The following is a 21,443-nucleotide window of genomic DNA, read 5'->3' as shown; positions in this document are numbered from 1 at the left end:
CACTATACCTCATTGAATTATATGTACTGATTTAATAGTCTTTATATCCCTTCACTATAAAACACTTGTAAATTATTGTTAATAAATAATGTATATTATAACAAACCTCTTTTCTACAAAAATAAAAAAGCAGACATTACATCTGCTTCAATTCTCCTCAATCTGCTTTTCACTTAATCCTAGATGTGTTCTAAGAGTATTACTCAAACTCTGTAGATCTTTTTTATTAGGATTATAATAATATACACGTTGCCCGTTTGGGCCATTAGGTAAGTATAAATCATCACCAGCTAATTGTATTTTTTCAATCGAACCGTTTAAACCGTATTTATAAAAAGATAAAATATCATCCATTACTAAGTTTGTTTTAAAATCACCGTCAACCGCCTCAACTATTTTTTCTAACTTCGTAATCGATCCTACACTTTTTAATTTACTTAAAATCGCTTCCATAACAAGTTGTTGGCGCTGCCCTCTCATTGCATCACTATCAATATGGCGCGTTCTTGCTAGGGCAAGTGCTTCTTCCCCTGTTAATTTTTGTAGTCCTTTTTTCAAATGGATCGCGTCAGCTTCATCTTTACTATTTTGTTCCGTAAATTCAACTGGGACATCTACTTTACTCCTGTTAATTTTTGTAGTCCTTTTTTCAAATGGATCGCGTCAGCTTCATCTTTACTATTTTGTTCCGTAAATTCAACTGGGACATCTACTTCAATCCCATCTAACCCATCAACAATTTTAGTAAATGAATTAAAATTAAACTTCACAAAATAATCAACAGGCACTTGTAATAATTTTTCTACTGCTTCCACTGAAGCTTGTGGCCCTCCATCTTTACCATTTTTAACGAAACCACTTCCATATGCATGCGTTATTTTATCTTTTTTCTTTTCAACCGGAACATATGTGTAGGTATCACGTGGTATGCTCGTTAATTTCACTGTCTTATCATCTTTATTAAAAGTAGCTAACAGTAGTGCATCTGTATGAAATGCACCATTATACTCCTTTTGTCGTTCTTGATTTTCATCAATTCCCATAATTAAAAGTGAAACATTATTGGTAATCGGTTTTACAGTTTCCTCACGTAAATTTGATTTTTCACCACGTGCTAAATTAACATTTGATTTTTGTACGAGATTAGAAGTTTTCATATATACGTAAGTACCATATCCCAATCCGCCAAATAGTAATATTGCTAACAATACACTTATTATCGTTGTCTTTTTATATTTTCGTTTATTTTTCTTTTCTCTTGAAGAAGAGTGATTCTCCATATAGTTTCCTCCGTTTTCTATTCATCTAATATATTTTTCAATTTCTCATAATTAGCGCTTTCCTTTTGAAATGTATTCTCTTTCAATCCTTTGTTTATCTGTATCCATTCGGTCGTAATCGAATATTGAATCATACCTTCGTGGAAACTAAGAAATTTTAGCATAATCCCTGTATTTTTCTCTACAACCATTTCAAATTTCCCTCTTAAATCTTCAGATGTACTTACAGGCATTTCTATATTTATTGTCCCTTCTATTTTGTAGCAATCAAGTCCAAGATACTTCGTTTCTTTATAATTCCAATCTTTATATCGAATTAATAGATCAGCAAATTCTGATTGAATACTATACTTCGCGAATCCCACATATTCATCATCATATCTTTTTTTCTCACCTGATTTTCTCAATAACCTTTCCGTAGGATTTAATTTTAATAGTTCATTGTTTCTTTCTTTTGGGCTCCATTTTGTCTCTTTGTATGTATACTTCTCGTCATCATACTCTTTTTTCTTGCCCTCGTTATATATAACTGTTCTTTTTTTCACTAGTTTATCTTCTTTCGAAGAGACACCTCTTTGTTTCTCCGTATCAATTGCATACCTATACGTTGTAGCAATTCTTGACGAACTAGAATATTCCTCAAATTGTCCTGAAATATTATTAAAATGATCAATGGAATCTAGCATCTTTTCATGAATCTTTTCTTTATCTGGATAATTTGCATTCGATTTTACTTCCTCTTCATTTTCGTAATCAGAAAATGCCTTTTTCTTTACATATTCAAATACTCCGCCGTTTTGAGCAAAAATTTGATCAGAAAACTCCGACATAGACACAATAGAAAGCGCTAGAACAGCAGCACTTATAACCATCATATAAACTCTGTAACCTTTCTTTTTTACCGGAAGATTATGTAGTGTACCATTAATCTTTTCATTTAACTCTGGCGGCACTATAACATTCTCTTCTTTTATTCTCTTTTTTAATTTCTCATCAAATAATTTTTCATCATCCATCCTTTGCACCCCCTATTCCGTCTTTAATCGTTTCTGTAGTTGTTCCCTCGCACGTGACAATCTCGATTTCACTGTTCCTTTTGGTACTTCTAAAAGCCTCGCTATACTCTCTTGATTCATATCTTCATAATAATAAAGCACCGTAACAGCTCTTAACTCTTCATGTAACGATTGAATCGCATTACACAAATCTATATCTTCATACTGATCGCATGCGCTCATATTGTAATCATTCTCTTCTGTCACAATTACCTTTTTATACGCTCTAATAATGTTGTTACATTCATTCATTAAAATTCGAATTAACCAAGTTTGAAAAAACTCTTCTTTCTTTAATTTTTTTATATTTTCATAGGCTTTTAAAATTGTTGTTTGTATCGCATCCTCTATATTTGTCTCATCACGTAACATAGCCTTTGCAATACGATACATCTTCACTTTTTCTGTATGTATAAGCGCCATAAACGCTTCATGATTACCTTTTTTCGCTAAGGAAACATCTGTTTCTTCTTTTACAATCATTTTATATAAAGGGATTACTTTCACAATTGCTCCTCCTGTTTCATCCTCACTTCAAATTTAACTTTACATGTATTAGACGGATGGGCCTAGAAAAAGGTTCATTTTTTTGAATATTTTCATAAAAAAAGGTAAACATTCTTCATGTTTACCTTTACTCAGATGTAATTCTAAGGAAATACCCATCTGGATCTAGAACTTTAAATCCCCTCATCTCCCATGGATAAGTTTGAATTTCTTCTTGTATTGTGCATCGCTTCTCTTTACAACGTTCATATACTTCTTCAATTCGATTGACAACAATAATTAATTCAAAGCCATTCCCCTTCATTTCTTTTCGATTGTAAAAATAGTGATTTTCATTCAATCTTGAATCACTAACTAATAATAAAGAAAACTGGTCATGATTAAAACGTGCTGCATACATACTTCTTTTATACAGCTTTAAACCAATTACTTCTTCATAGAACAATAATGACTTTTCTATATCATTTACATATAGCTGCACCCGGAACAAATGATTCATTCGTTTCCTCCTCATCAAAAAAAGCCCACTTTCTCAGTGGACTTTCTACTTTACAACGGTAAATCCCTCTTCCTAAACACTACAATTGCTACTATGAAAATACAAAGGGCTCCAGCAGTTAAACCTATACTTACCGGCCATATATTATACGTTCCTTCAGCAATTTCTTTTGGACGAAACAGTGTAAATAACGATAGACCTTTCATCCACTCTAACTTATCACTTAATTTACCTACCATATTCAGTACGAAAAATAAAATAGTTAAACTTGCTGAATAACTAAGTGCCTTTCTTTCATCATTACATATACAAGAAAAGAAAAATGAATACGCGCTAACGACTAAAAATGTGAGCCCTCCAACTACGTTTATCTTCAGGAATAATTCTTTATTTAAGTTATTATCTTGTAAAAACCACTCTGCACCTACTATACCCGCTACATACGTAACAGTTACTATAATTAGTAGTCCCAATATGAGAATAGATGCTTGCGTAATAGCAATTTGCACCCTAGATACAGGTGTTGCTAGCAAGTATGCCATCGCTCCTTTATCTACATGACGAGCAATTAAATGTGTTGCAACTGTTACACAAAAAATTGTTAATATGATAATAAACAATAGACTATAATATTCGCCAGCTAAAAAATCCATTACGTTTTGAATCGGACTTTCCATACCAACAATTTTTTTCACACTATCAGGCATAGCACTTATTAATTCATTTAACCCTTTCGCTGATACCATTGAAGGGAATATCCAAATTAATAACCATAAATAAAGAGCTGCACCAGTTGCATAACTCAAAATACTTTTTTGCGTTTCTTTCAAACTAGCTAAAAACAATTGCTTATTCATGCTTTACCCCTTCTTTCTTATCGTAATAATGCATAAATAAATGTTCTAAATCCATTGCTCGCGTTTGAAGTGCCGTTACATTATAGTTTGAAAGTATTTGTAAAACAGTTTGATAGTTTCCTTGCACAATAATCGATGCCTCTCTACCTTTCACCGTTTCAAATTGCAAATTACATTGTGTAAGAGATTCAATCTCTTCTTGCGATGATACGGTTACATCTATTACCTGTCGTCTCATACTTTGTAAATCATGAATATTTTCAACCGTCACAAGGCGACCATCTTTAATAATCGCTACTCGGTCACATGTACGCTCAATTTCAGTGAAAATATGCGAAGACATAAGAATTGTTTTTCCTCTTTGCTTTTCCTCTATTATTAAATCTATAAATACTTGCTGCATAAGTGGATCGAGTCCAGATGTTGGTTCATCTAAGATTAGCACTTCTGGATCGTGCATAAATGCAGCAACAATCCCTACTTTTTGTTTCATTCCTTTAGACATTTTGCGAATCGGTGTTTTTACATCAAATTGTAGACGTTCTATTAGTTCATCTCGTCTTTTCGTATCCTGTAATCCGCGCATTCCTTGCATTAACTTTAGAAAGTCTAATCCATTCATTCCTTCAATAAAAGAAATTTCTCCTGGTAAATATCCGACTTCTCTTTGAATTTTCGCGGCTTCATTCCAACAATCTAATCCAAAAATTGAAGATTTTCCAGATGTCGGTTTTATAAATCCCATTAAATTACGAATCGTTGTTGATTTCCCGGCACCATTTGGTCCTAAGTAACCGAATACTTCTCCTTCTTTTACATCAAATGTAATATGAAACAGACCTTTTCCATTCGAAAACTGTTTTGTAACATCTTGAACTGAAATCATAATTCCACCTCGTTTTTTGAAATATTTAACGTTTGATATTTCAAAATTATTGTACTCCTCATCTTTCATATTCGCAACAACTTTTTGAAATATTTATATGTACATATTTCAAAAATATTGTTTTCCATTATTTTTTCTTGTATATTTTAATTGAGGTGATTGAATTGAACGGCTTTGAAAAAGTGAAAGAAAAGAAAAAACGCGCTATTAAAGAGGCAGCTTTCTTATTATTTTCAGAACGTGGATTTAATGAAGTGAAAATAGAACATATCGCAAAAGAAGCAAACGTTTCTCAGGTTACAATTTATAATCATTTTGGAAGTAAAGATGCGTTATTTAGAGAACTTATACAAGAATTTATCATATCTGAATTTCAATATTATAAAGAGCTTGCTGAAGAAAAATTACCTTTCCATGATATGATGCAAAAAATGATTGTAAGAAAAATGAATACTGGCGGATTATTTCAGCCTGATATGTTACTACAAATGATGCAAAGGGATGCAATTCTCCGAGAGTTTATTTATAGTTATCAAAACGAAAAAATACTGCCATGGTATTTAGAAATATTAGAACAAGCGCAGCAAAAAAATGAAATTAACCCCCACCTTACTAAAGAAATGATGTTACTTTACATTCAAATGTTCACTAAATTAGGTGATGATTTTGGAGCACAACTTTTGGAAGGCGATCGTGAAAAACATATACAAGATATCGTTACGATGTTCTTTTATGGTCTTTCTGTTCCGGAAAAATAATTTTTCTAAAGAACAAATAAAATTAACAAAAAGCCCTTTGGATATTTAAATCTCAAGGGCTTTTTTATGTCAAAAAATGACTAAAACTAACTTTCTCTTAAAGAAGTTAAATGCTGCTTTATAGATAATACCTTATTATAGATTAACTCCTTTAGCATGACAGGCTGAATTGAGATAATCGTTTCTCCGAAATTCAGAAAATAGTTCGAGATAAAATCAACTTCTTGTTTATTAAAATAGCCTGTTATACTATAATTTTCATTTTCTTTTTGTATCTTCATGGAAGGATAATTCTCTTTATCAAAAATGTCTTTTCCTTTTTGATTAACAATGACACTAAAATCAATTGCATCAGGCTTTCTGTGAAAAGTAGTAAGATAACTTAATAATTCTTCAAGATTTTTCGGATTAATATTGCTCGTTTCCACAATAGAAAGAATTTTATCACATCTAATTATTTGGACATTATTTGTCTCAAAATTAAAGATTTTAGCATACCACTGGCCAAATTTAGATTCTATCCGAATAAATTGGGCAACCAATGCTTTCTCCTCATTTTTTTTTAAATATGTTAAATGATAAACTCGCTCAGCAAAAATCCCCTGTAAAATTTCTTTTAAGAACGGACTAAAATTACTATGATTTGTTACTTCAAAAGAAAGCGTTCGTTCCATAATTGAAATATTTTTACGCACATTATCAGGTAATACATGTTTAAATTTATTTTCAAGCGCAATACTTTCTATATGGAATGGTTTTGTCTTGTATCCATTTAATGTAAGAATTGAAAAGTATAACGCATACATTTCATCCACACTAAAATAAATTGGTGATAACACACTATTTTCTATAATTTTATAACTTCCATTTCTACCTAGTTCAGAATATATTGGTACCCCTATTTCTTCCAATGACTGAATATCTCGCAACGCGGTACTTTTAGAAATAGCATATCTAGCCATTAAATCTTTTAAATTAAAGTATCTTTTATTATTTAAGAAAATCAACATATCATTTATTCGTTCCGTTTTTTTCATAATTCCCTCCCAAAAAGGTGTCATGTATTGAAACCTTTTTAGTCTATATTATAATTATTAACTAATAAAGGAGTTATATTTATGACATTAGAAATAGCTATTTTTCTTTCAATGAATGGGCAAGCAAAGGATGCAATTCATTTTTACACACATAATTTAGAAGCAAAGAAGCTAATGATTGTTACGTATGAAGAACTGGCGAAAAGAGATAGTTCTTTCAAAATTACAAGTGAAAATAAAGATCATATTGCTCACTCTGTTTTACAAATTGGGAATACAAAGCTAATGATAGCAGAAGATACAATGAATCCTAATGAACGTTATACCGTTGGAAATAACATGTCACTTTGCATTCAAAGCGCTAATTTAGAAGAAATACAAAGATTTTATAATAATTTAATTTCCGATAAGCATGTGAAAATAATCTCTCCGCTGAAAAAAAATATATTTAGTGAAGCATACGGTATTATTGAAGATCCTTACGGCATACAAATTCAGTTAATGTACGATAAACGCTTAAACTAAATAATTAGCGATATTCACATATTCCTAATAAAAAAGACACGAAATTCGTGTCTTTTTTATTTTACAGTGATGACTCTACCCGTTTCACTACTTTCAACCGCTAATTGAATCAGCTTAATTACTTCTAAACCTTCTTGCGCTGTTACAGGTGGTTTCTCACCATTTACAATGCTATCTCTTACACCTTTATAGTACATGTCATAACAGCCGACTTCTGTTGGAATACGTACTAACTCTTCTTCTGTTTCTAGAATAGCAAAATTCTCTTCAATGTCTACTCCATAACCGTTATCGCCTGGCTTCATTCCATTTTTTAATTGTTCTTCCTGCGAATCCATACCGTATTTCACGATAGAACCTTTATCTCCATGCAGTGTAAAATGTGGACCTGCTTGTTTTACATAACTGCTACTATGTAAAATGATACGCTTTACTCCGTAGTGAAGTACAACATGGAAGTAATCATCAATTTGTGCATCTGGTCGTTGTTTGATTACATCTGCATTTATCGCATTTGGTTTCCCAAATAATGATAATGCTTGGTCAATTAAATGCGACCCTAGATCATATAATATTCCTGATCCTGGTAAGTTCTTTTCTCTCCAGCGATCACGTACATGTGGACGGAAACGATCAAAATGCGCTTCATATGCGTATAGATTCCCTATTCTATTTTCTTCTAATAATTTCTTAATCGTTAAGAAATCATTATCAAAACGACGATTATGATATACACTTAATACCACATTATGCTGCTCTGCTAATGAAATAAGCTCTTCACCTTCTTCAATTGAAACAACAAATGGCTTTTCCACAACAACATGCTTTCCGTTTAATATTGCTTCTTTTACATATGGAAAATGAGTTGTATTTGGTGAAGTAATGACAACTAAGTCAATATCAGCTCGCTTCACCAATTCATCAATTGTACTAACGACGTTAGCATTCGGTAATGTTTCTTTTACTACCTCTTCTTTTGATGATAATACGGCACGAATATCGTATTCTTCTATCGTTTGTAATAATGGGATGTGAAATGTTGTACTAGAAAATCCAAACCCTACAATCCCTACACCTATTTTTTTCATGTTGCTCCTCCAGTTGTCCCGCTATTTGTGGGTAGTAAGACCCCCACTGATTAAAGTTTCACTTTATGAGAACGATTTCATTCAGTTATTATAGCAAGATTATTATTATTTACATAATAAATTGCCTAGAAAAAAGCATCTTGCCATTATTTATGGCAAGATGCTTTTTTTATTCCGGTCGTTTTTTCGTCCACGTTTCAATAACTTCACCAGTATCGTTAACATCTAGCACTAAGCTACCGTTACTATACCTGTCTTTATTTCGATACGCTTTCGGATCAATTTCTTCTACAATGTGTTTCTCTGTCTTCATGTAAACTAGTTCATCGTCTCGAACAATTTCAATACCGACAATGCGGTATGGATTACGTTTTAACTCTTTGAAAATAACAAGACCTCGCTTCGCCCTCGTTGATTTCTCAATTTCTGATGCTTTTAGGCGTTTTACAGCACCGCGCTGCGTTACGAGAATAAGTTGATCTTTGTCACCATTTAATGGTTTACCAGAAGCGACATAGTCATCTTCTTTTAAATTAATTGCTTTCACACCAGCGGCTCTTACACCGACTGGACTTACTTCATCTTCATGGAAAATAAGTGCATATGCACCGTGTGTAGCAAGAACGATATCACTCGTTCCATCTGTCGCAAATATATCGACAACTTCATCATCTTTTTTCAAGTTTACAGCAACAAACGCCCTTGAATAGCGCTGTACTTTATATAGATTTAATTCTGTCTTCTTAATCATGCCATTCTTTGTTACAAATACGATAAATCGCTTTTCTTCCTCAAAATTCGGTACGACAGTTGCCCAAATAATGGTTTCATCCCGATCGAGTGAAACGATATTAGCAACGTGCTGACCTAAATCTTTCCAACGAATATCTGGCATTTCATATACTGGCAGATATATATAGTTGCCTTTATTCGTAAATAAGAGGACTGTCTCTGTCGTATTCGTATCGAATCGTTCAAGTAAGATGTCACCCTCTTTCATACCGAAGTCTTTGCCATTTGAGGCATTATGTGAACGCCATCCAGTACGTTTCACATACCCCTCTTTCGTTACAGTAACGATGACATCTTCTTGTGGGATCATTACTTCCACATCTATTTTAATTTCCTCGATTTGGTCTTCAATAATAGCACGTCGATCATCACTATATGTTTTCTTGACTCTCTTTAAATCTGTTTTAATTACTTGAAGTAATCTTTTTTCACTTTGTAAAATCGACTGTAGTTCTATTATTTTCTTATTAAGCTCATCGGCCTCTTGTTGTAGTGCTGTAATATCTGTATTCGTTAAACGATATAATTGCAGAGATACAATTGCTTCCGCTTGCGCTTCTGTAAAACCAAATTTCGCACTTAAATTATCTTTTGCATTACGCTTATCTTTTGAAGCTCGAATCGTTTCAATTACTTGGTCTAAAATTGATAATGCTTTCTTTAAACCTTCTACAATATGTTGACGATTTTCTGCTTTTCGCAATTCATATTGTGAACGTCTCGTAACGACTTCTTTTTGATGCCCAATATATGCATCTAAAATTTTTGGTAATGTCATAAGCGTTGGACGACGGTTATTAATCGCAACCATATTAAAGTTGTATGGAATTTGTAAATCTGTATTTTTATATAAATAATTTAAAATACCTTCTGCATTTGCTTCTTTTTTTAACTCTACAACAATGCGGAGACCTGTACGATCTGTCTCATCACGCACTTCAGCAATGCCATCTAATTTTTTATCTAAACGCAATTCATCCATTTTCTTAACCAAGTTTGCTTTATTCACTTCGTAAGGAATTTCAGTAATTACGATTTGCTGTTTCCCACCACGAACCGTTTCAACTTCTGCTTTTCCGCGAATAATAATTTTACCTTTACCTGTTTCATACGCCTTTTTAATACCATCAATCCCTTGAATAATACCACCTGTTGGGAAATCTGGCCCTTTCATAACTGTTAATAAATCATCAACAGTACTATTCGGTTTATCAATACGCATCATTGTCGCATCAATAACTTCTCCAAGATGATGCGGAGGGATTTCTGTTGCATAACCAGCGGAAATCCCTGTAGATCCGTTCACTAATAAGTTCGGGAATGCTGCTGGTAATACAACCGGTTCTTCACTCGTATCATCAAAGTTAGACACGAATTCAACTGTCTCTTTATCAAGATCACGTAATAATTCAGATGCGATAGGTGATAAACGAGCTTCCGTATAACGCATTGCTGCTGCTGGATCCCCGTCAACACTACCATTATTACCATGCATTTCAACTAAAACATTACGTACTTTCCAAGTTTGACTTAAACGTACCATCGCCTCATATACAGAGGAATCTCCATGCGGATGATAATTACCGATAACGTTACCTACTGTTTTGGCTGATTTACGAAACGCTTTATCATGTACATTACCTTCTACATACATAGAATATAATATACGTCTTTGTACCGGCTTTAAGCCATCACGCGCATCTGGAAGCGCTCGGTCTTGAATTATATATTTACTATAACGTGCAAAGCGGTCACCTAACACGTCTTCAAGCGGGAGGTCATGAAACTTCTCTGCTTGCATGTTATTCCACCTCCGTCTCCATTATCATTTCATTTTCTAAAATATTTCCTTCTTCTTGCATACCAAATTGTACATTACGCTCAATCCATTTACGACGCGGTTCTACTTTATCACCCATTAACGTTGTAACGCGGCGTTCTGCTCTTGCTGCATCATCAATTTTCACGCGAATTAATGTGCGCGTTTCAGGATTCATAGTCGTTTCCCATAATTGATCTGCATTCATTTCACCAAGTCCCTTATAACGCTGTAACATATAGCCTTTTCCAACTTTTTTCGTTACACCGTCTAATTCTTCATCTGACCATGCATATTCAATTACTTCACTCTTACCTTTTCCTTTACTTACTTTATATAAAGGTGGAAGTGCGATAAATACTTTACCAGCTTCGATAAGTGGCTTCATATATCTGTAGAAGAACGTTAGTAACAATACTTGAATATGAGCTCCATCTGTATCAGCATCGGTCATAATGACAACTTTATCGTAGTTAATATCTTCAACATCGAATTCATTTCCTACGCCGCCGCCAATTGCATAAATGATTGTATTAATCTCTTCATTTTTAAAGATATCAGCAAGCTTTGCTTTTTCTGTATTAATTACTTTACCACGTAATGGCAATACCGCTTGGAAACGACGGTCTCGTCCTTGTTTCGCAGAACCACCGGCAGAGTCACCCTCTACTAGGTACAGTTCATTTTTCTGCGGGTTACGTGATTGTGCAGGTGTTAACTTACCACTTAATGTACCTTCTGATTTTTTCTTCTTCTTACCACTACGAGCTTCTTCTCTCGCTTTACGAGCAGCCTCACGCGCTTGCGCTGCTTTCACTGCTTTTCTCACAAGAAGTGTAGCTACATCCGGATTTTCTTCTAAAAAGTAGGCTAAATGCTCTGATACAATGGCATCAATTGAAGAACGAGCTTCACTTGTACCTAGTTTCCCCTTCGTTTGTCCTTCAAACTGAAGTACTTCTTCCGGTACACGTACAGAAACGATAGCCGCTACACCTTCACGAATATCTGTACCCTCTAAGTTTTTATCTTTTTCTTTTAATAGTGAAACTTTACGCGCATACTCATTGAACACACGTGTCATTGCTGTTTTAAACCCAGCTTCGTGTGTTCCACCGTCTTTTGTACGTACATTATTTACAAACGAAAGAATATTTTCTGAGTAACCATCGTTAAATTGAAATGCTAGCTCTGCCTCAATGCCATTTTGTTCACCAGTGAAATATACAACTGGATGGATTGAATCTTTTTCTTCGTTTAAATAGGAAACGAAAGCTTCAATTCCTGTTTCATAATGAAAGACATCCTCTAAATCATTTCGTTCGTCTTTAATTGAAATCTTCATTCCTTTTAATAAGAATGCTGATTCACGTAATCTTTCACATAATGTTTCATAATTGTAATTTGTTGTACTAAAAATCGTTGTATCTGGTTTGAAATGCATTGTCGTACCAGATTCTTTCGTCTTTCCGATTTTCTCAAGCGTCGTTACAGGAATACCACCATTTTCAAAGCGTTGTTCATAAATATTTCCGTCACGCTTAATCGTTACGACTAACCATTCAGACAAGGCGTTTACAACTGATGCCCCAACACCGTGTAAACCACCACTCGTTTTGTAACCCCCTTGACCAAACTTACCACCGGCATGAAGTACAGTTAAAATAACTTCTGGTGTAGGTTTTCCAAGCTTATGCATTCCCGTAGGCATTCCTCGCCCTTTATCTATAACGCTAATACTATTATCTTTATGTATTACGACAGAAATTTCGTCGCCAAATCCCGCTAACGCTTCATCAACGGAGTTATCTACTATTTCGTATACTAAATGATGCAATCCACGGCTGTCCGTGCTCCCGATATACATACCCGGGCGTTTTCGAACGGCTTCAAGTCCTTCTAACACTTGAATCGCATCTTCATTATATTGGAACTGATGCTTCGCCAAACTCCTTGCCCCTTTCCTAATCCAAAATCAGAACATATGTTTCTATTATAGAATAACGCCTCGACTATAGTTTTGGCAAGTTATCTTATCTCTTTTATATACCATTTTCAATAGAAAAATCCTTGTTTTTTCACAAGGATTCCTCTAGGCTACTATTTCAGAAAAATAATCGTTTGTCAACGAGAAATGGATATGTATGCCAAGATTACACATTCCAAACCTTTATTATGATCCAAATGATCAATATCCAAAACGGGATTACAAGTAACAATCCCCAAAAACAGCCTTTAAAAAATCTCATGATGAACACCTCGTTCATCGGCCCTACCTATCATGAGGGCTGAATCAATCTTTCTACCTTAGACTCTATACTATTTTGTCATCGCATGTTCTACTTTTATACAACGATCCATTATTACAGTATAGTCTTTTTCTTTTAAAAGTTTGTATGTATCTTCATCTTGTACTCCTAATTGTGCCCAAAAAACATCTGCATCAATCTCTACAAATTCTTTTGCAACATCCATTAAAAATTCTGAACGGCGAAATACATTTACAATGTCAACATGTTCCTTAATATCCTTTAGTGAAGCAACTGCCTTTTCTCCAAGCACCTCATCTACTGTTGGGTTTACTGGAATAATGCGATACCCAGCATCTTGCATTGCTTTTGAAACCATATACGATGTACGCTCTGGCTTATCCGATAATCCAACAACTGCAATCGTTTTGCTTTTCTTTAATACTTCACCAATTTCCGTACGAGTTGGGTTTTCAATTGTCATAATTTATCCCTCCTATTCCTTTAGTATAGCCGATAAAGAAAGTCTCTTTCAATATGAAAGAGACTTTCTTTTATTCCGATTATTGATTCTTTGTAGCTGAGTTATCTGCTAAAGTAGCTGTTTTCGTCATTTTTTGACCGTTACGATAGAATGTAACTTCTACTTTCTCGCCTACTTTTTTCTTTTCATATAAATATTTACGGAATTGAAGTGAATTTTCTACTTTTTGATCATCTAATGCTACTACAATATCATATTGCTCTAAACCAGCTTTTTCTGCAGGTGATATTGGATAAATTTTACCTAATACAACGCCATTTGTTACTTCTTTCGGTACTTTCAATTGATTTACCGCATAAGCTTGCACATCTTCTAATGAAACGACACCTACTCCAAGAGCTGGACGTTTCACTACTCCGTCTTTTTCAAGTGATTCAATAACTGGTTTTGCGATATTAATTGGAATAGCAAATCCAATCCCTTCAACTTCTTGTTGTGCAATTTTACTTGAATTAATCCCAATTATTTCACCGTTTTGGTTAAATAATGCACCACCACTATTACCAGGGTTAATCGCTGCATCTGTTTGAATAACTTGAGCATTCCAATCTGCCCGTTTATCCCCATCAATATCAACTGGAATTTCACGTTCTTTACTACTAATAATACCTTCCGTTACACTTCCATCAAACCCTAGTGGGTTACCGATTGCAATTGCTTTTTCACCCGCACGGATTTTACTAGAATCACCTAAAGTAGCAACTTTATTTACATTAGCACCGTCAATTTCAACAACAGCTAAATCTAACCAAGGATCTTTCCCTACTAGTTTTGCATCTACCTTTTTACCATCACTTAATTTTACAGCAAGTTTATTTGCACCATCTACTACATGGTTGTTCGTTACAATATATGCTTTATTTCCTGCTTTTTTATAAATAACACCTGATCCTGAACCAGCTTGTTGTTCTTGACCTGTCGGTTGCATTGCAAATGGATCAATGCTTTGTTGCATATTAATAACACCTACAACAACATCTTTCGCACCTTCAATCATACCAGGTAAATCAGTTTCATTTTTTGCTTTATTGACAACAGGAACTACAGTACCTTCAACTTTTGAATCCGAACTAAATGATGATACAGTCGCTCCATTATTTTGAGCCCATGGCATATATGGTGCCGCAAAACTAATTGAAACAGCCCCAACTACAGCTCCGACTAAACCTGTGAAAAAATAACCTTTTTTACTACCTGATTTTCTCACTTCTCTCGTTTCACTATGCTCTTCATTTAAATTTGGTCCGTCGTAATATCCCATGTTTTATTTCCCCTCTCTGGTGAATTCGTATTTTCAGTATAGTCACGTTTTGTGTCCTTCTTGTGAACTCATCGTGAAATCCAATTAAAAAAATACTCTCATCTTACATTGTAGACAAAAAATGTATTTTTTGTACATTCTACCTGCCAAAGAGGACATAAAATCGACACTTCCCTAGGCTAAAGTACACAATCCGTTACAATTATTCTTCAAACTTATAACCCACTCGAATAACAGTACCGATATGCTTCGCTTTATCTCCTAGCTTATTTCTTAGCTTTTTAATATGAGTATCAACCGTTCGGTCATCGCCGTAATAGTCATATCCCCATAACTGATCTAATAAATGTTGTCGTGACAACACAATTCCTTTGTTCTCCATTAAATAAACGAGAAGTTCAAATTCTTTATGTGTCAATATAATTTCTTCTCCATCTACTAAAACAGTTCTAGATAGACGATTCACTTCTATTCCAGCCAAAGACATAGCATTTTCTTCTGCTACTCCTACCACGCCATCCGCACGTTTCAATAACGTCTTCGCGCGAGCTACTAACACTTTCGGGCTGAAAGGTTTCGTTACATACTCATCTGCACCTAATTCGAACCCTAGTAATGTATCATCCTCATCCGAACGTGCTGTTAGCATAATAATTGGCACTGCTGATTCTTTTCTAATTCGTCTACAAACAGACCATCCATCTATTTCTGGTAACATAATATCTAACATAATTAAATCAATTTCATGCTCTGCGAATAATTCTAACGCTTTTTTTCCGTCTTCTGCTTCGATTACTTCAAAGCCTTCATTACGAAAATAATCACTAACGATTTCACGTAATCTTCTTTCATCTTCAACAAGTAATACTGTTTTATTCATATAATCTATCCCGCCTTTTTACTCTTTCAATCGAATAATACGTTGATTGGAGCTTCCGCGAAATGGAAGTGTTAAATCTTTTTTCTCGATTTCAAATCTTCCATCGACTAAAACATCCCCATAATGTAACAACTCTATCATATCATTATTTTGAGAACTCTGTATCTCTTCTAACGTATAACCTGTATACATCCATAGATTTTTTTTCAAATCTTTCACAGCTTTTGCTACTTTTTTCACTTCATCAGCTTGGAAAAATGGATCTCCACCTGAAAATGTTACATCAGTTAATGGATTACTTGCAATCTCTTCCATAATTTCTGCTACTGTCATTTCAGTTCCATTACAAATATTCCACGATTTCGGATTATGGCAACCGAAACAACGATGCGGACAGCCCGCAAAAAACACGACTGTCCGCAATCCTTCTCCATCTACTACACTATCATGAATGATGTTCATCACTTTCATTTATGTTTCACCCGATCCATCTCTTCACTACGTTTCGCACTATTCCACTTCGACATATCTCCTACAAGATAACCTGTTATGCGGCGAATTCTTTCTATATTGGTCTCATCTTCATTTCCGCAGCTTGGACATTCATTTCCAATAACTCCGTGATAATTGCAGCACTTACAACGGTCAACAGGATGATTAATTGAACCGTATCCAACACCATTCTCTGCCATCGCTTGCACAATTTGTTTTAACGCCTTTTTGTTATGCATAGCTGCTCCGTCTAGTTCAATATACGTAATATGCCCCCCGTTACATAGGGCATGGAAAGGTCCTTCTAAACGAATTTTATTAATCGCTTGCATGTTATAGTAAACTGGGATATGGAACGAATTCGTATAATAATTATGGTTCGTTATACCGCTAATCACACCAAATTCTTCCCTATCTTTTTTCACAAACTTCCCTGATAGTCCTTCTGCTGGAGTTGCAATTACTGAGAAATTCAGTTCATGCTCTTCTGTCGCTTTATCCATTCTATCTCTCATAAAGGAAATGATTTCATACCCGAGTTTCCATGATTCTTCATCTTCTCCATGATGCTTTCCTGTTAAAGCTACTAAACACTCCGCAAGACCGATAAAACCAAGACTTAACGTCCCTTGCTTTAAAATGGATGCTACAGAATCTTCAGGCTGTAACTTTTCTCCTCCGCGCCATACACCTTGTGAATATAAAAATCGAAAATCTCTCGCTCGCTTCGTACATTGGTACTCAAATCGCTCTAATAATTGCTTAATTCCTAAATCTAAGTAATAATTTAACGCTTCAAAAAATGCTTCTTTTGAACCACTAATTAACGCTAACTTTACTAAGTTAATAGACGTAAATGATAAATTACCCCTTCCAATTGCTGTTTCTTCTCCATGTATGTTAGACATAACACGGGTACGGCATCCCATATAACATACTTCACTTTCAGGGCGTCCATCATAATGCACAGCATTAAATGGTGCATCTAAAAATGAAAAGTTCGGGAATAATCGTTCGGCCGTTGTCTCTAACGCTAATTCAAATAGATCATAGTTCGGATCACATTCTTCAAAGTTCACACCTTTTTTCATTTTAAAAATTTGAATGGGAAAAATTGGTGTTTCCCCTTTACCAAGACCAGCTTGTGTCGCTTTTAAAAGCTGTCTAACTAATAATCGTCCCTCTTTAGACGTGTCTGTTCCATAATTAATAGAAATAAACGGTACTTGCCCCCCGCCCCGACTATGCATACTATTTGAATTATGAATGAAAGCTTCACAAGCCTGATACGTATCATTTTCTGTTTCTTTCCACGCAAATTCTTCTATTTGTTCTTTCGTAAGTGGATATGTCTGTAATCGTTTCTTATGTCTCTCTACTGTTTTTCTCACATATGGAGCTAAATCAACATCAAAGAGTGCAAACGATTGACCACCGTGCTGCATATTTTGATTCGCTTGAAAAATAATAGACGAAAGAGCCAATGCACTTTTTATGTCTTGCGGTTGTCTCATATGGCCATGTCCTGTATGAAAACCGTTAGCAAGCATTTGTTCTAATGGAATTTGCGAACAAGTCGTTGTCCCAGTCGCATAAAAATCTAAGTCATGTGGATATAATATATTTTGATTTATCGCTTTTTTCACTTGATCTGACAATAAATTTTCAACTGCATAATATTTCGCACTCTCAGATGCAAACGTTCCCATTACTCCCATCGGAGAGCGACCATCTACATTTGCATTTTCTTGCATTAAATCTTGTTCATTGCCGTGGACAATTGTCTCAAACACTCTCATTAATTCTTCTCCACGTGTATTTTTTTGTAACATTCATAACCCTCCACCAATATGTTGTTGTCTTTTGATTAAAATGTTACTACATATAGTCATATTGTTTCCGCGAGAAATGTAACATTCCTGTGAAATTTTTTTCACGAAATAATGAATTTTTCATTTACAAAAAAGAAATGTGCTCTTTACAAATGTATGGTACAATATACGGGAAAAACTCTTTTTACCCTTTATCAACACATTTGAATAAAGGAGACTGAACTTATGGTTACTACATATCTTTTATTTATCGTTGCCTACTTACTTGGCTCGATCCCATTTGCACTAGTCGTTGGAAAGATTGGTTATGGAATTGACATTCGTGAGCATGGAAGCGGTAATTTGGGCGGGACAAATACATTCCGCACACTAGGGAAAAAAGCAGGTTTTATCGTTACAATTGCTGACATTTTAAAAGGTACATTAGCAACGAGTCTACCGATTATTTTCGGGTTAGAAGTTCATCCACTATGGTTCGGATTAGCAGCTGTTCTTGGACATGTGTATCCGATTTTCGCGAAATTCCGTGGTGGTAAAGCAGTTGCAACTTCTGCTGGCGTGCTTTTATGCTACTCACCAGTTGTTTTTGCAATATTAGCTGTTGTCTTTTTCAGCCTTTTATTTACAACAAGATACGTATCACTTTCTTCTATGGTAACAGCTGTCGTTGCCGTTATCGCATCAATTGTTAGCGGGGATAAAATCTTCATTATTGCGATGTGTTTATTAGCAGGTATGGTTATTTATAAACACCGTGCAAATATTGGACGAATTATAAATAAAACTGAACCGAAAGCAAACTTTTCAAAAAAGCAAAAATAAGATCGTAACCCACATAACGCAAAAAGAAAACGTGAAGCATATTAATAGCGTCTTTTTGCGTTATTTTTTATACTAAAGAAAAAGCAACATAATTTGGAGGAACTATACATGAATCTTTCCGTAACAAAAGAAGCAGCACAATGGTATAAAAACGAATTAAACTTACAATCGGGTGAAACACTTCGCCTTTTCGTACAATACGGCGGTTGCAGTACTGTGCAAAAAGGACTTTCTTTAGGTATTCGTAAAGATGATCCTGCACATCCTGCTGTGCAAACTCAAGAAGAAGGTATTAACTTCTTTATTGAAGGCGATGATGAGTGGTTCTTCGATGGACATAATTTATCTGTTACATTTAACGACGGTGATGATTTCCCGCAATTTAATTATGAAAAATAAAAAAAAACGTGGCATCTGCCACGCTTTTTTATTTTTTCTTAATTTCCTCATATTTCGCATACCACTCTGGATATAACTTTTTAAATGATACAGGCCTGAAACCTTCTTTTTTCGCACAAATATTTGTCGTACTTGCAGTAATACAAAGTTCACCTTCACCATTATATATTTCATAACCATATACAACGCGAAGCGGGCTCACAGTGTCCACCCACGTTTTCACAATTGCTTTTTCACCGTAACGCATCGCTTTACGATATGAAATTTGCAAATCTAACACAGGAGAAATAATTCCCTCTTTCTCCATTTCAACATATGAAAATCCTAAATCTTGTATAAGTTTCGTGCGACCTAGTTCAAGCCACACCAAATAGTTTGAATGGTAAACAACACCCATTTGATCTGTTTCCGCATAACGGATTTCAACTTCATGTTCTGCTACAAACATATGTATTCGCCTTCTTTCACTTCTGCTACCTTGCATACATTTAATCATAATACAGTGACATCAAAAATAAAATAAAAACAGTGAATCTTTTACCGAAAGGAGCAAGCATATGATTCAAATTGTAACTGTTCGTAGCGGTGATAGCGTATTTAGCTTGGCATCAAAGTATGGATCAACACCTGACGAGATAGTAAAGGACAATGGATTAAATCCAGCTGAAACACTCGTCGTTGGTCAGGCACTGATCGTTAATACGAAAGGAAATAATTATTATGTGCAGCCTGGCGATAGCCTATATCGAATCTCTCAGACATATAACGTTCCTCTCGCTAGTTTAGCTAAAGTTAATAACTTATCTTTAAAATCCATTCTCCATGTTGGACAGCAATTATATATACCGAAAGGGACAAAACGAGCGGTAGAATCCATCGCTTATTTACAACCTTCAACAATTCCAATAAAAGAAAGTTTGGTAAGTGCTACACGTGCTATCAACCCATTTTTAACGTATTTAGCCTACTTTAGTTTTGAAGCCAAAAGAGATGGTACATTAAAAGAACCAACCGAAACAGCTAAAATCGCTAATATTGCAACGCAAGGCAACACTATCCCTATGCTTGTTATTACAAATATTGAAAATGGAAATTTCAGTGCCGATCTGACATCAGTTATTTTACGGGACGCAACAATCCAAAACAAATTTATTACAAACATTTTGCAAACTGCTGAGAAGTACGGTATGCGAGACATTCATTTTGATTTCGAGAGTGTGGCACCTGAAGATCGCGAAGCGTATAATCGTTTTTTACGAAATGTAAAAACACGATTACCTAATGGATACACGCTAAGCACAACGCTTGTACCGAAAACAAGTTCAAATCAAAAGGGAAAATTTTTCGAAGCTCACGATTATAAAGCACAAGGACAAATTGTTGATTTCGTCGTCATTATGACATATGACTGGGGATGGCAAGGTGGGCCACCGATGGCGATTTCTCCTATCGGCCCTGTAAAAGAAGTACTTCAATATGCAAAATCTCAAATGCCCCCACAAAAAATTATGATGGGGCAAAATTTATATGGTTTCGATTGGAAACTTCCATTTAAAGAAGGAAATCCACCGGCAAAAGCAATTAGCTCTATTGCAGCTGTTGCACTAGCTCGTAAATACAATGTTCCTATCCGCTATGATTTCACAGCTCAAGCTCCTCATTTTAATTATTTCGATGAAAATGGTGTACAACACGAAGTTTGGTTTGAAGATTCACGGTCTGTTCAAAGTAAATTCAATTTAATGAAAGAACAAGGTATTGGCGGTATTAGTTATTGGAAAATTGGTTTACCATTCCCGCAAAATTGGCGTTTACTCGTTGAAAACTTTACGATTACGAAAAAGGGCTGACAAAAGTCAGC

The 21,443-nt window shown here is 34.8% G+C and carries 20 protein-coding genes and 1 pseudogene; 5 read left to right on the top strand and 16 right to left on the bottom strand.

The window, feature by feature from the left end:
* Positions 1-147: 147 nt before the first annotated feature.
* From DN390_RS16690 to DN390_RS16665, 6 genes and pseudogenes are all read right to left on the bottom strand, one after another.
* Positions 148-1,280 (bottom strand): annotated as a pseudogene (locus tag DN390_RS16690) (LCP family protein).
* Positions 1,281-1,297: 17 nt separating this feature from the next.
* Positions 1,298-2,296, bottom strand: coding sequence for an anti-sigma factor (locus DN390_RS16685; protein ID WP_147807865.1), 999 nt, complete (start codon positions 2,294-2,296; stop codon positions 1,298-1,300).
* Between the two features lie 12 nt (positions 2,297-2,308).
* Positions 2,309-2,842, bottom strand: a complete 534-nt coding sequence (locus DN390_RS16680; RefSeq protein WP_147807864.1) for a sigma-70 family RNA polymerase sigma factor — start codon at positions 2,840-2,842, stop codon at positions 2,309-2,311.
* A gap of 127 nt (positions 2,843-2,969) precedes the next feature.
* On the bottom strand, positions 2,970-3,341 hold the full coding sequence (locus tag DN390_RS16675; protein WP_147807863.1) for a VOC family protein: 372 nt from the start codon (positions 3,339-3,341) through the stop codon (positions 2,970-2,972).
* Positions 3,342-3,391: 50 nt separating this feature from the next.
* Complete coding sequence (locus tag DN390_RS16670; protein WP_147807862.1) at positions 3,392-4,198, bottom strand: ABC transporter permease subunit; 807 nt, start codon at positions 4,196-4,198, stop codon at positions 3,392-3,394.
* Entirely contained in the window at positions 4,191-5,084 is an 894-nt protein-coding gene (locus DN390_RS16665) for an ABC transporter ATP-binding protein (protein ID WP_147807861.1), read from the bottom strand. Before DN390_RS16665 ends, DN390_RS16670 begins: the two co-directional genes overlap by 8 nt.
* A 155-nt stretch (positions 5,085-5,239) precedes the next feature.
* On the opposite strand from DN390_RS16665, the gene DN390_RS16660 reads away from it, so the two are divergent.
* Positions 5,240-5,842 carry a TetR/AcrR family transcriptional regulator gene (locus tag DN390_RS16660; protein WP_179955757.1) on the top strand — a complete coding sequence of 201 codons (603 nt, stop codon included), beginning with the start codon at positions 5,240-5,242 and terminating at the stop codon, positions 5,840-5,842.
* A gap of 86 nt (positions 5,843-5,928) precedes the next feature.
* On the opposite strand, the gene DN390_RS16655 is transcribed toward DN390_RS16660, so the two are convergent.
* Positions 5,929-6,903, bottom strand: coding sequence for a helix-turn-helix transcriptional regulator (locus DN390_RS16655; protein WP_147807859.1), 975 nt, complete (start codon positions 6,901-6,903; stop codon positions 5,929-5,931).
* Between the two features lie 57 nt (positions 6,904-6,960).
* Here DN390_RS16655 and DN390_RS16650 point away from each other — a divergent pair, with 57 nt between their 5' ends.
* A complete protein-coding gene (locus DN390_RS16650; protein WP_147807858.1) occupies positions 6,961-7,404 on the top strand; it encodes a VOC family protein in 444 nt (147 codons plus the stop codon).
* 56 nt (positions 7,405-7,460) lie between these two features.
* Here DN390_RS16650 and DN390_RS16645 read toward each other — a convergent pair whose 3' ends face one another.
* The 8 genes from DN390_RS16645 to DN390_RS16610 form a co-directional block, all read right to left on the bottom strand.
* Entirely contained in the window at positions 7,461-8,492 is a 1,032-nt protein-coding gene (locus DN390_RS16645) for an oxidoreductase (RefSeq protein ID WP_147807857.1), read from the bottom strand.
* A 169-nt stretch (positions 8,493-8,661) separates the two neighbouring features.
* Complete coding sequence (gene parC / locus DN390_RS16640) at positions 8,662-11,085, bottom strand: DNA topoisomerase IV subunit A (RefSeq protein ID WP_060631819.1); 2,424 nt, start codon at positions 11,083-11,085, stop codon at positions 8,662-8,664.
* Position 11,086: 1 nt separating this feature from the next.
* Entirely contained in the window at positions 11,087-13,051 is a 1,965-nt protein-coding gene (parE, locus tag DN390_RS16635) for a DNA topoisomerase IV subunit B (protein WP_060631820.1), read from the bottom strand.
* A gap of 371 nt (positions 13,052-13,422) precedes the next feature.
* Positions 13,423-13,836 carry a CoA-binding protein gene (locus DN390_RS16630; protein ID WP_000151382.1) on the bottom strand — a complete coding sequence of 138 codons (414 nt, stop codon included), beginning with the start codon at positions 13,834-13,836 and terminating at the stop codon, positions 13,423-13,425.
* Between the two features lie 79 nt (positions 13,837-13,915).
* Entirely contained in the window at positions 13,916-15,157 is a 1,242-nt protein-coding gene (locus DN390_RS16625) for a S1C family serine protease (RefSeq protein ID WP_097949221.1), read from the bottom strand.
* 202 nt (positions 15,158-15,359) lie between these two features.
* On the bottom strand, positions 15,360-16,037 hold the full coding sequence (locus DN390_RS16620) for a response regulator transcription factor (protein ID WP_001044683.1): 678 nt from the start codon (positions 16,035-16,037) through the stop codon (positions 15,360-15,362).
* An 18-nt stretch (positions 16,038-16,055) separates the two neighbouring features.
* Positions 16,056-16,508 (bottom strand): anaerobic ribonucleoside-triphosphate reductase activating protein, encoded by a 453-nt coding sequence (gene nrdG / locus DN390_RS16615; protein WP_060631822.1) that lies wholly within the window; start codon positions 16,506-16,508, stop codon positions 16,056-16,058.
* Positions 16,505-18,361 carry an anaerobic ribonucleoside triphosphate reductase gene (locus DN390_RS16610; RefSeq protein ID WP_147807856.1) on the bottom strand — a complete coding sequence of 619 codons (1,857 nt, stop codon included), beginning with the start codon at positions 18,359-18,361 and terminating at the stop codon, positions 16,505-16,507. Before DN390_RS16610 ends, nrdG begins: the two co-directional genes overlap by 4 nt.
* A gap of 225 nt (positions 18,362-18,586) precedes the next feature.
* Here DN390_RS16610 and plsY point away from each other — a divergent pair, with 225 nt between their 5' ends.
* Complete coding sequence (gene plsY / locus DN390_RS16605) at positions 18,587-19,183, top strand: glycerol-3-phosphate 1-O-acyltransferase PlsY (protein WP_060631824.1); 597 nt, start codon at positions 18,587-18,589, stop codon at positions 19,181-19,183.
* 108 nt (positions 19,184-19,291) lie between these two features.
* Positions 19,292-19,582 carry a HesB/YadR/YfhF family protein gene (locus DN390_RS16600; RefSeq protein ID WP_001054449.1) on the top strand — a complete coding sequence of 97 codons (291 nt, stop codon included), beginning with the start codon at positions 19,292-19,294 and terminating at the stop codon, positions 19,580-19,582.
* Positions 19,583-19,610: 28 nt separating this feature from the next.
* Here DN390_RS16600 and DN390_RS16595 read toward each other — a convergent pair whose 3' ends face one another.
* The gene (locus tag DN390_RS16595; protein ID WP_000495816.1) at positions 19,611-20,030 is read right to left on the bottom strand and encodes an acyl-CoA thioesterase; all 420 of its coding nucleotides are present in this window, start codon (positions 20,028-20,030) and stop codon (positions 19,611-19,613) included.
* 109 nt (positions 20,031-20,139) lie between these two features.
* Here DN390_RS16595 and DN390_RS16590 point away from each other — a divergent pair, with 109 nt between their 5' ends.
* Positions 20,140-21,432, top strand: coding sequence for a glycoside hydrolase family 18 protein (locus DN390_RS16590; RefSeq protein WP_097949217.1), 1,293 nt, complete (start codon positions 20,140-20,142; stop codon positions 21,430-21,432).
* Positions 21,433-21,443 lie beyond the last annotated feature (11 nt).

It is taken from the genome of Bacillus sp. SH7-1, assembly GCF_008042405.1.
GTDB classification, from domain to species: domain Bacteria; phylum Bacillota; class Bacilli; order Bacillales; family Bacillaceae_G; genus Bacillus_A; species Bacillus_A thuringiensis_N.
The sequence above is the reverse complement of the archived record's forward strand: the minus strand, read 5'-3'. Positions and strand labels throughout refer to the sequence as shown.

Excerpts from the sequence above, each read along its gene's own strand:
- DN390_RS16625 (WP_097949221.1), bottom strand. The coding sequence starts at position 15,157 with ATGGGATATTACGACGGACCAAATTTAAATGAAGAGCATAGTGAAACG.
- DN390_RS16610 (WP_147807856.1), bottom strand. The coding sequence starts at position 18,361 with ATGTTACAAAAAAATACACGTGGAGAAGAATTAATGAGAGTGTTTGAG.
- plsY (WP_060631824.1), top strand. The coding sequence starts at position 18,587 with ATGGTTACTACATATCTTTTATTTATCGTTGCCTACTTACTTGGCTCG.
- DN390_RS16650 (WP_147807858.1), top strand. The coding sequence starts at position 6,961 with ATGACATTAGAAATAGCTATTTTTCTTTCAATGAATGGGCAAGCAAAG.
- DN390_RS16600 (WP_001054449.1), top strand. The coding sequence starts at position 19,292 with ATGAATCTTTCCGTAACAAAAGAAGCAGCACAATGGTATAAAAACGAA.
- DN390_RS16590 (WP_097949217.1), top strand. The coding sequence starts at position 20,140 with ATGATTCAAATTGTAACTGTTCGTAGCGGTGATAGCGTATTTAGCTTG.
- DN390_RS16685 (WP_147807865.1), bottom strand. The coding sequence starts at position 2,296 with ATGGATGATGAAAAATTATTTGATGAGAAATTAAAAAAGAGAATAAAA.
- nrdG (WP_060631822.1), bottom strand. The coding sequence starts at position 16,508 with ATGAAAGTGATGAACATCATTCATGATAGTGTAGTAGATGGAGAAGGA.
- DN390_RS16675 (WP_147807863.1), bottom strand. The coding sequence starts at position 3,341 with ATGAATCATTTGTTCCGGGTGCAGCTATATGTAAATGATATAGAAAAG.
- DN390_RS16595 (WP_000495816.1), bottom strand. The coding sequence starts at position 20,030 with ATGTTTGTAGCAGAACATGAAGTTGAAATCCGTTATGCGGAAACAGAT.
- DN390_RS16665 (WP_147807861.1), bottom strand. The coding sequence starts at position 5,084 with ATGATTTCAGTTCAAGATGTTACAAAACAGTTTTCGAATGGAAAAGGT.
- DN390_RS16655 (WP_147807859.1), bottom strand. The coding sequence starts at position 6,903 with ATGACACCTTTTTGGGAGGGAATTATGAAAAAAACGGAACGAATAAAT.
- DN390_RS16620 (WP_001044683.1), bottom strand. The coding sequence starts at position 16,037 with ATGAATAAAACAGTATTACTTGTTGAAGATGAAAGAAGATTACGTGAA.
- DN390_RS16630 (WP_000151382.1), bottom strand. The coding sequence starts at position 13,836 with ATGACAATTGAAAACCCAACTCGTACGGAAATTGGTGAAGTATTAAAG.
- parC (WP_060631819.1), bottom strand. The coding sequence starts at position 11,085 with ATGCAAGCAGAGAAGTTTCATGACCTCCCGCTTGAAGACGTGTTAGGT.
- DN390_RS16645 (WP_147807857.1), bottom strand. The coding sequence starts at position 8,492 with ATGAAAAAAATAGGTGTAGGGATTGTAGGGTTTGGATTTTCTAGTACA.
- DN390_RS16670 (WP_147807862.1), bottom strand. The coding sequence starts at position 4,198 with ATGAATAAGCAATTGTTTTTAGCTAGTTTGAAAGAAACGCAAAAAAGT.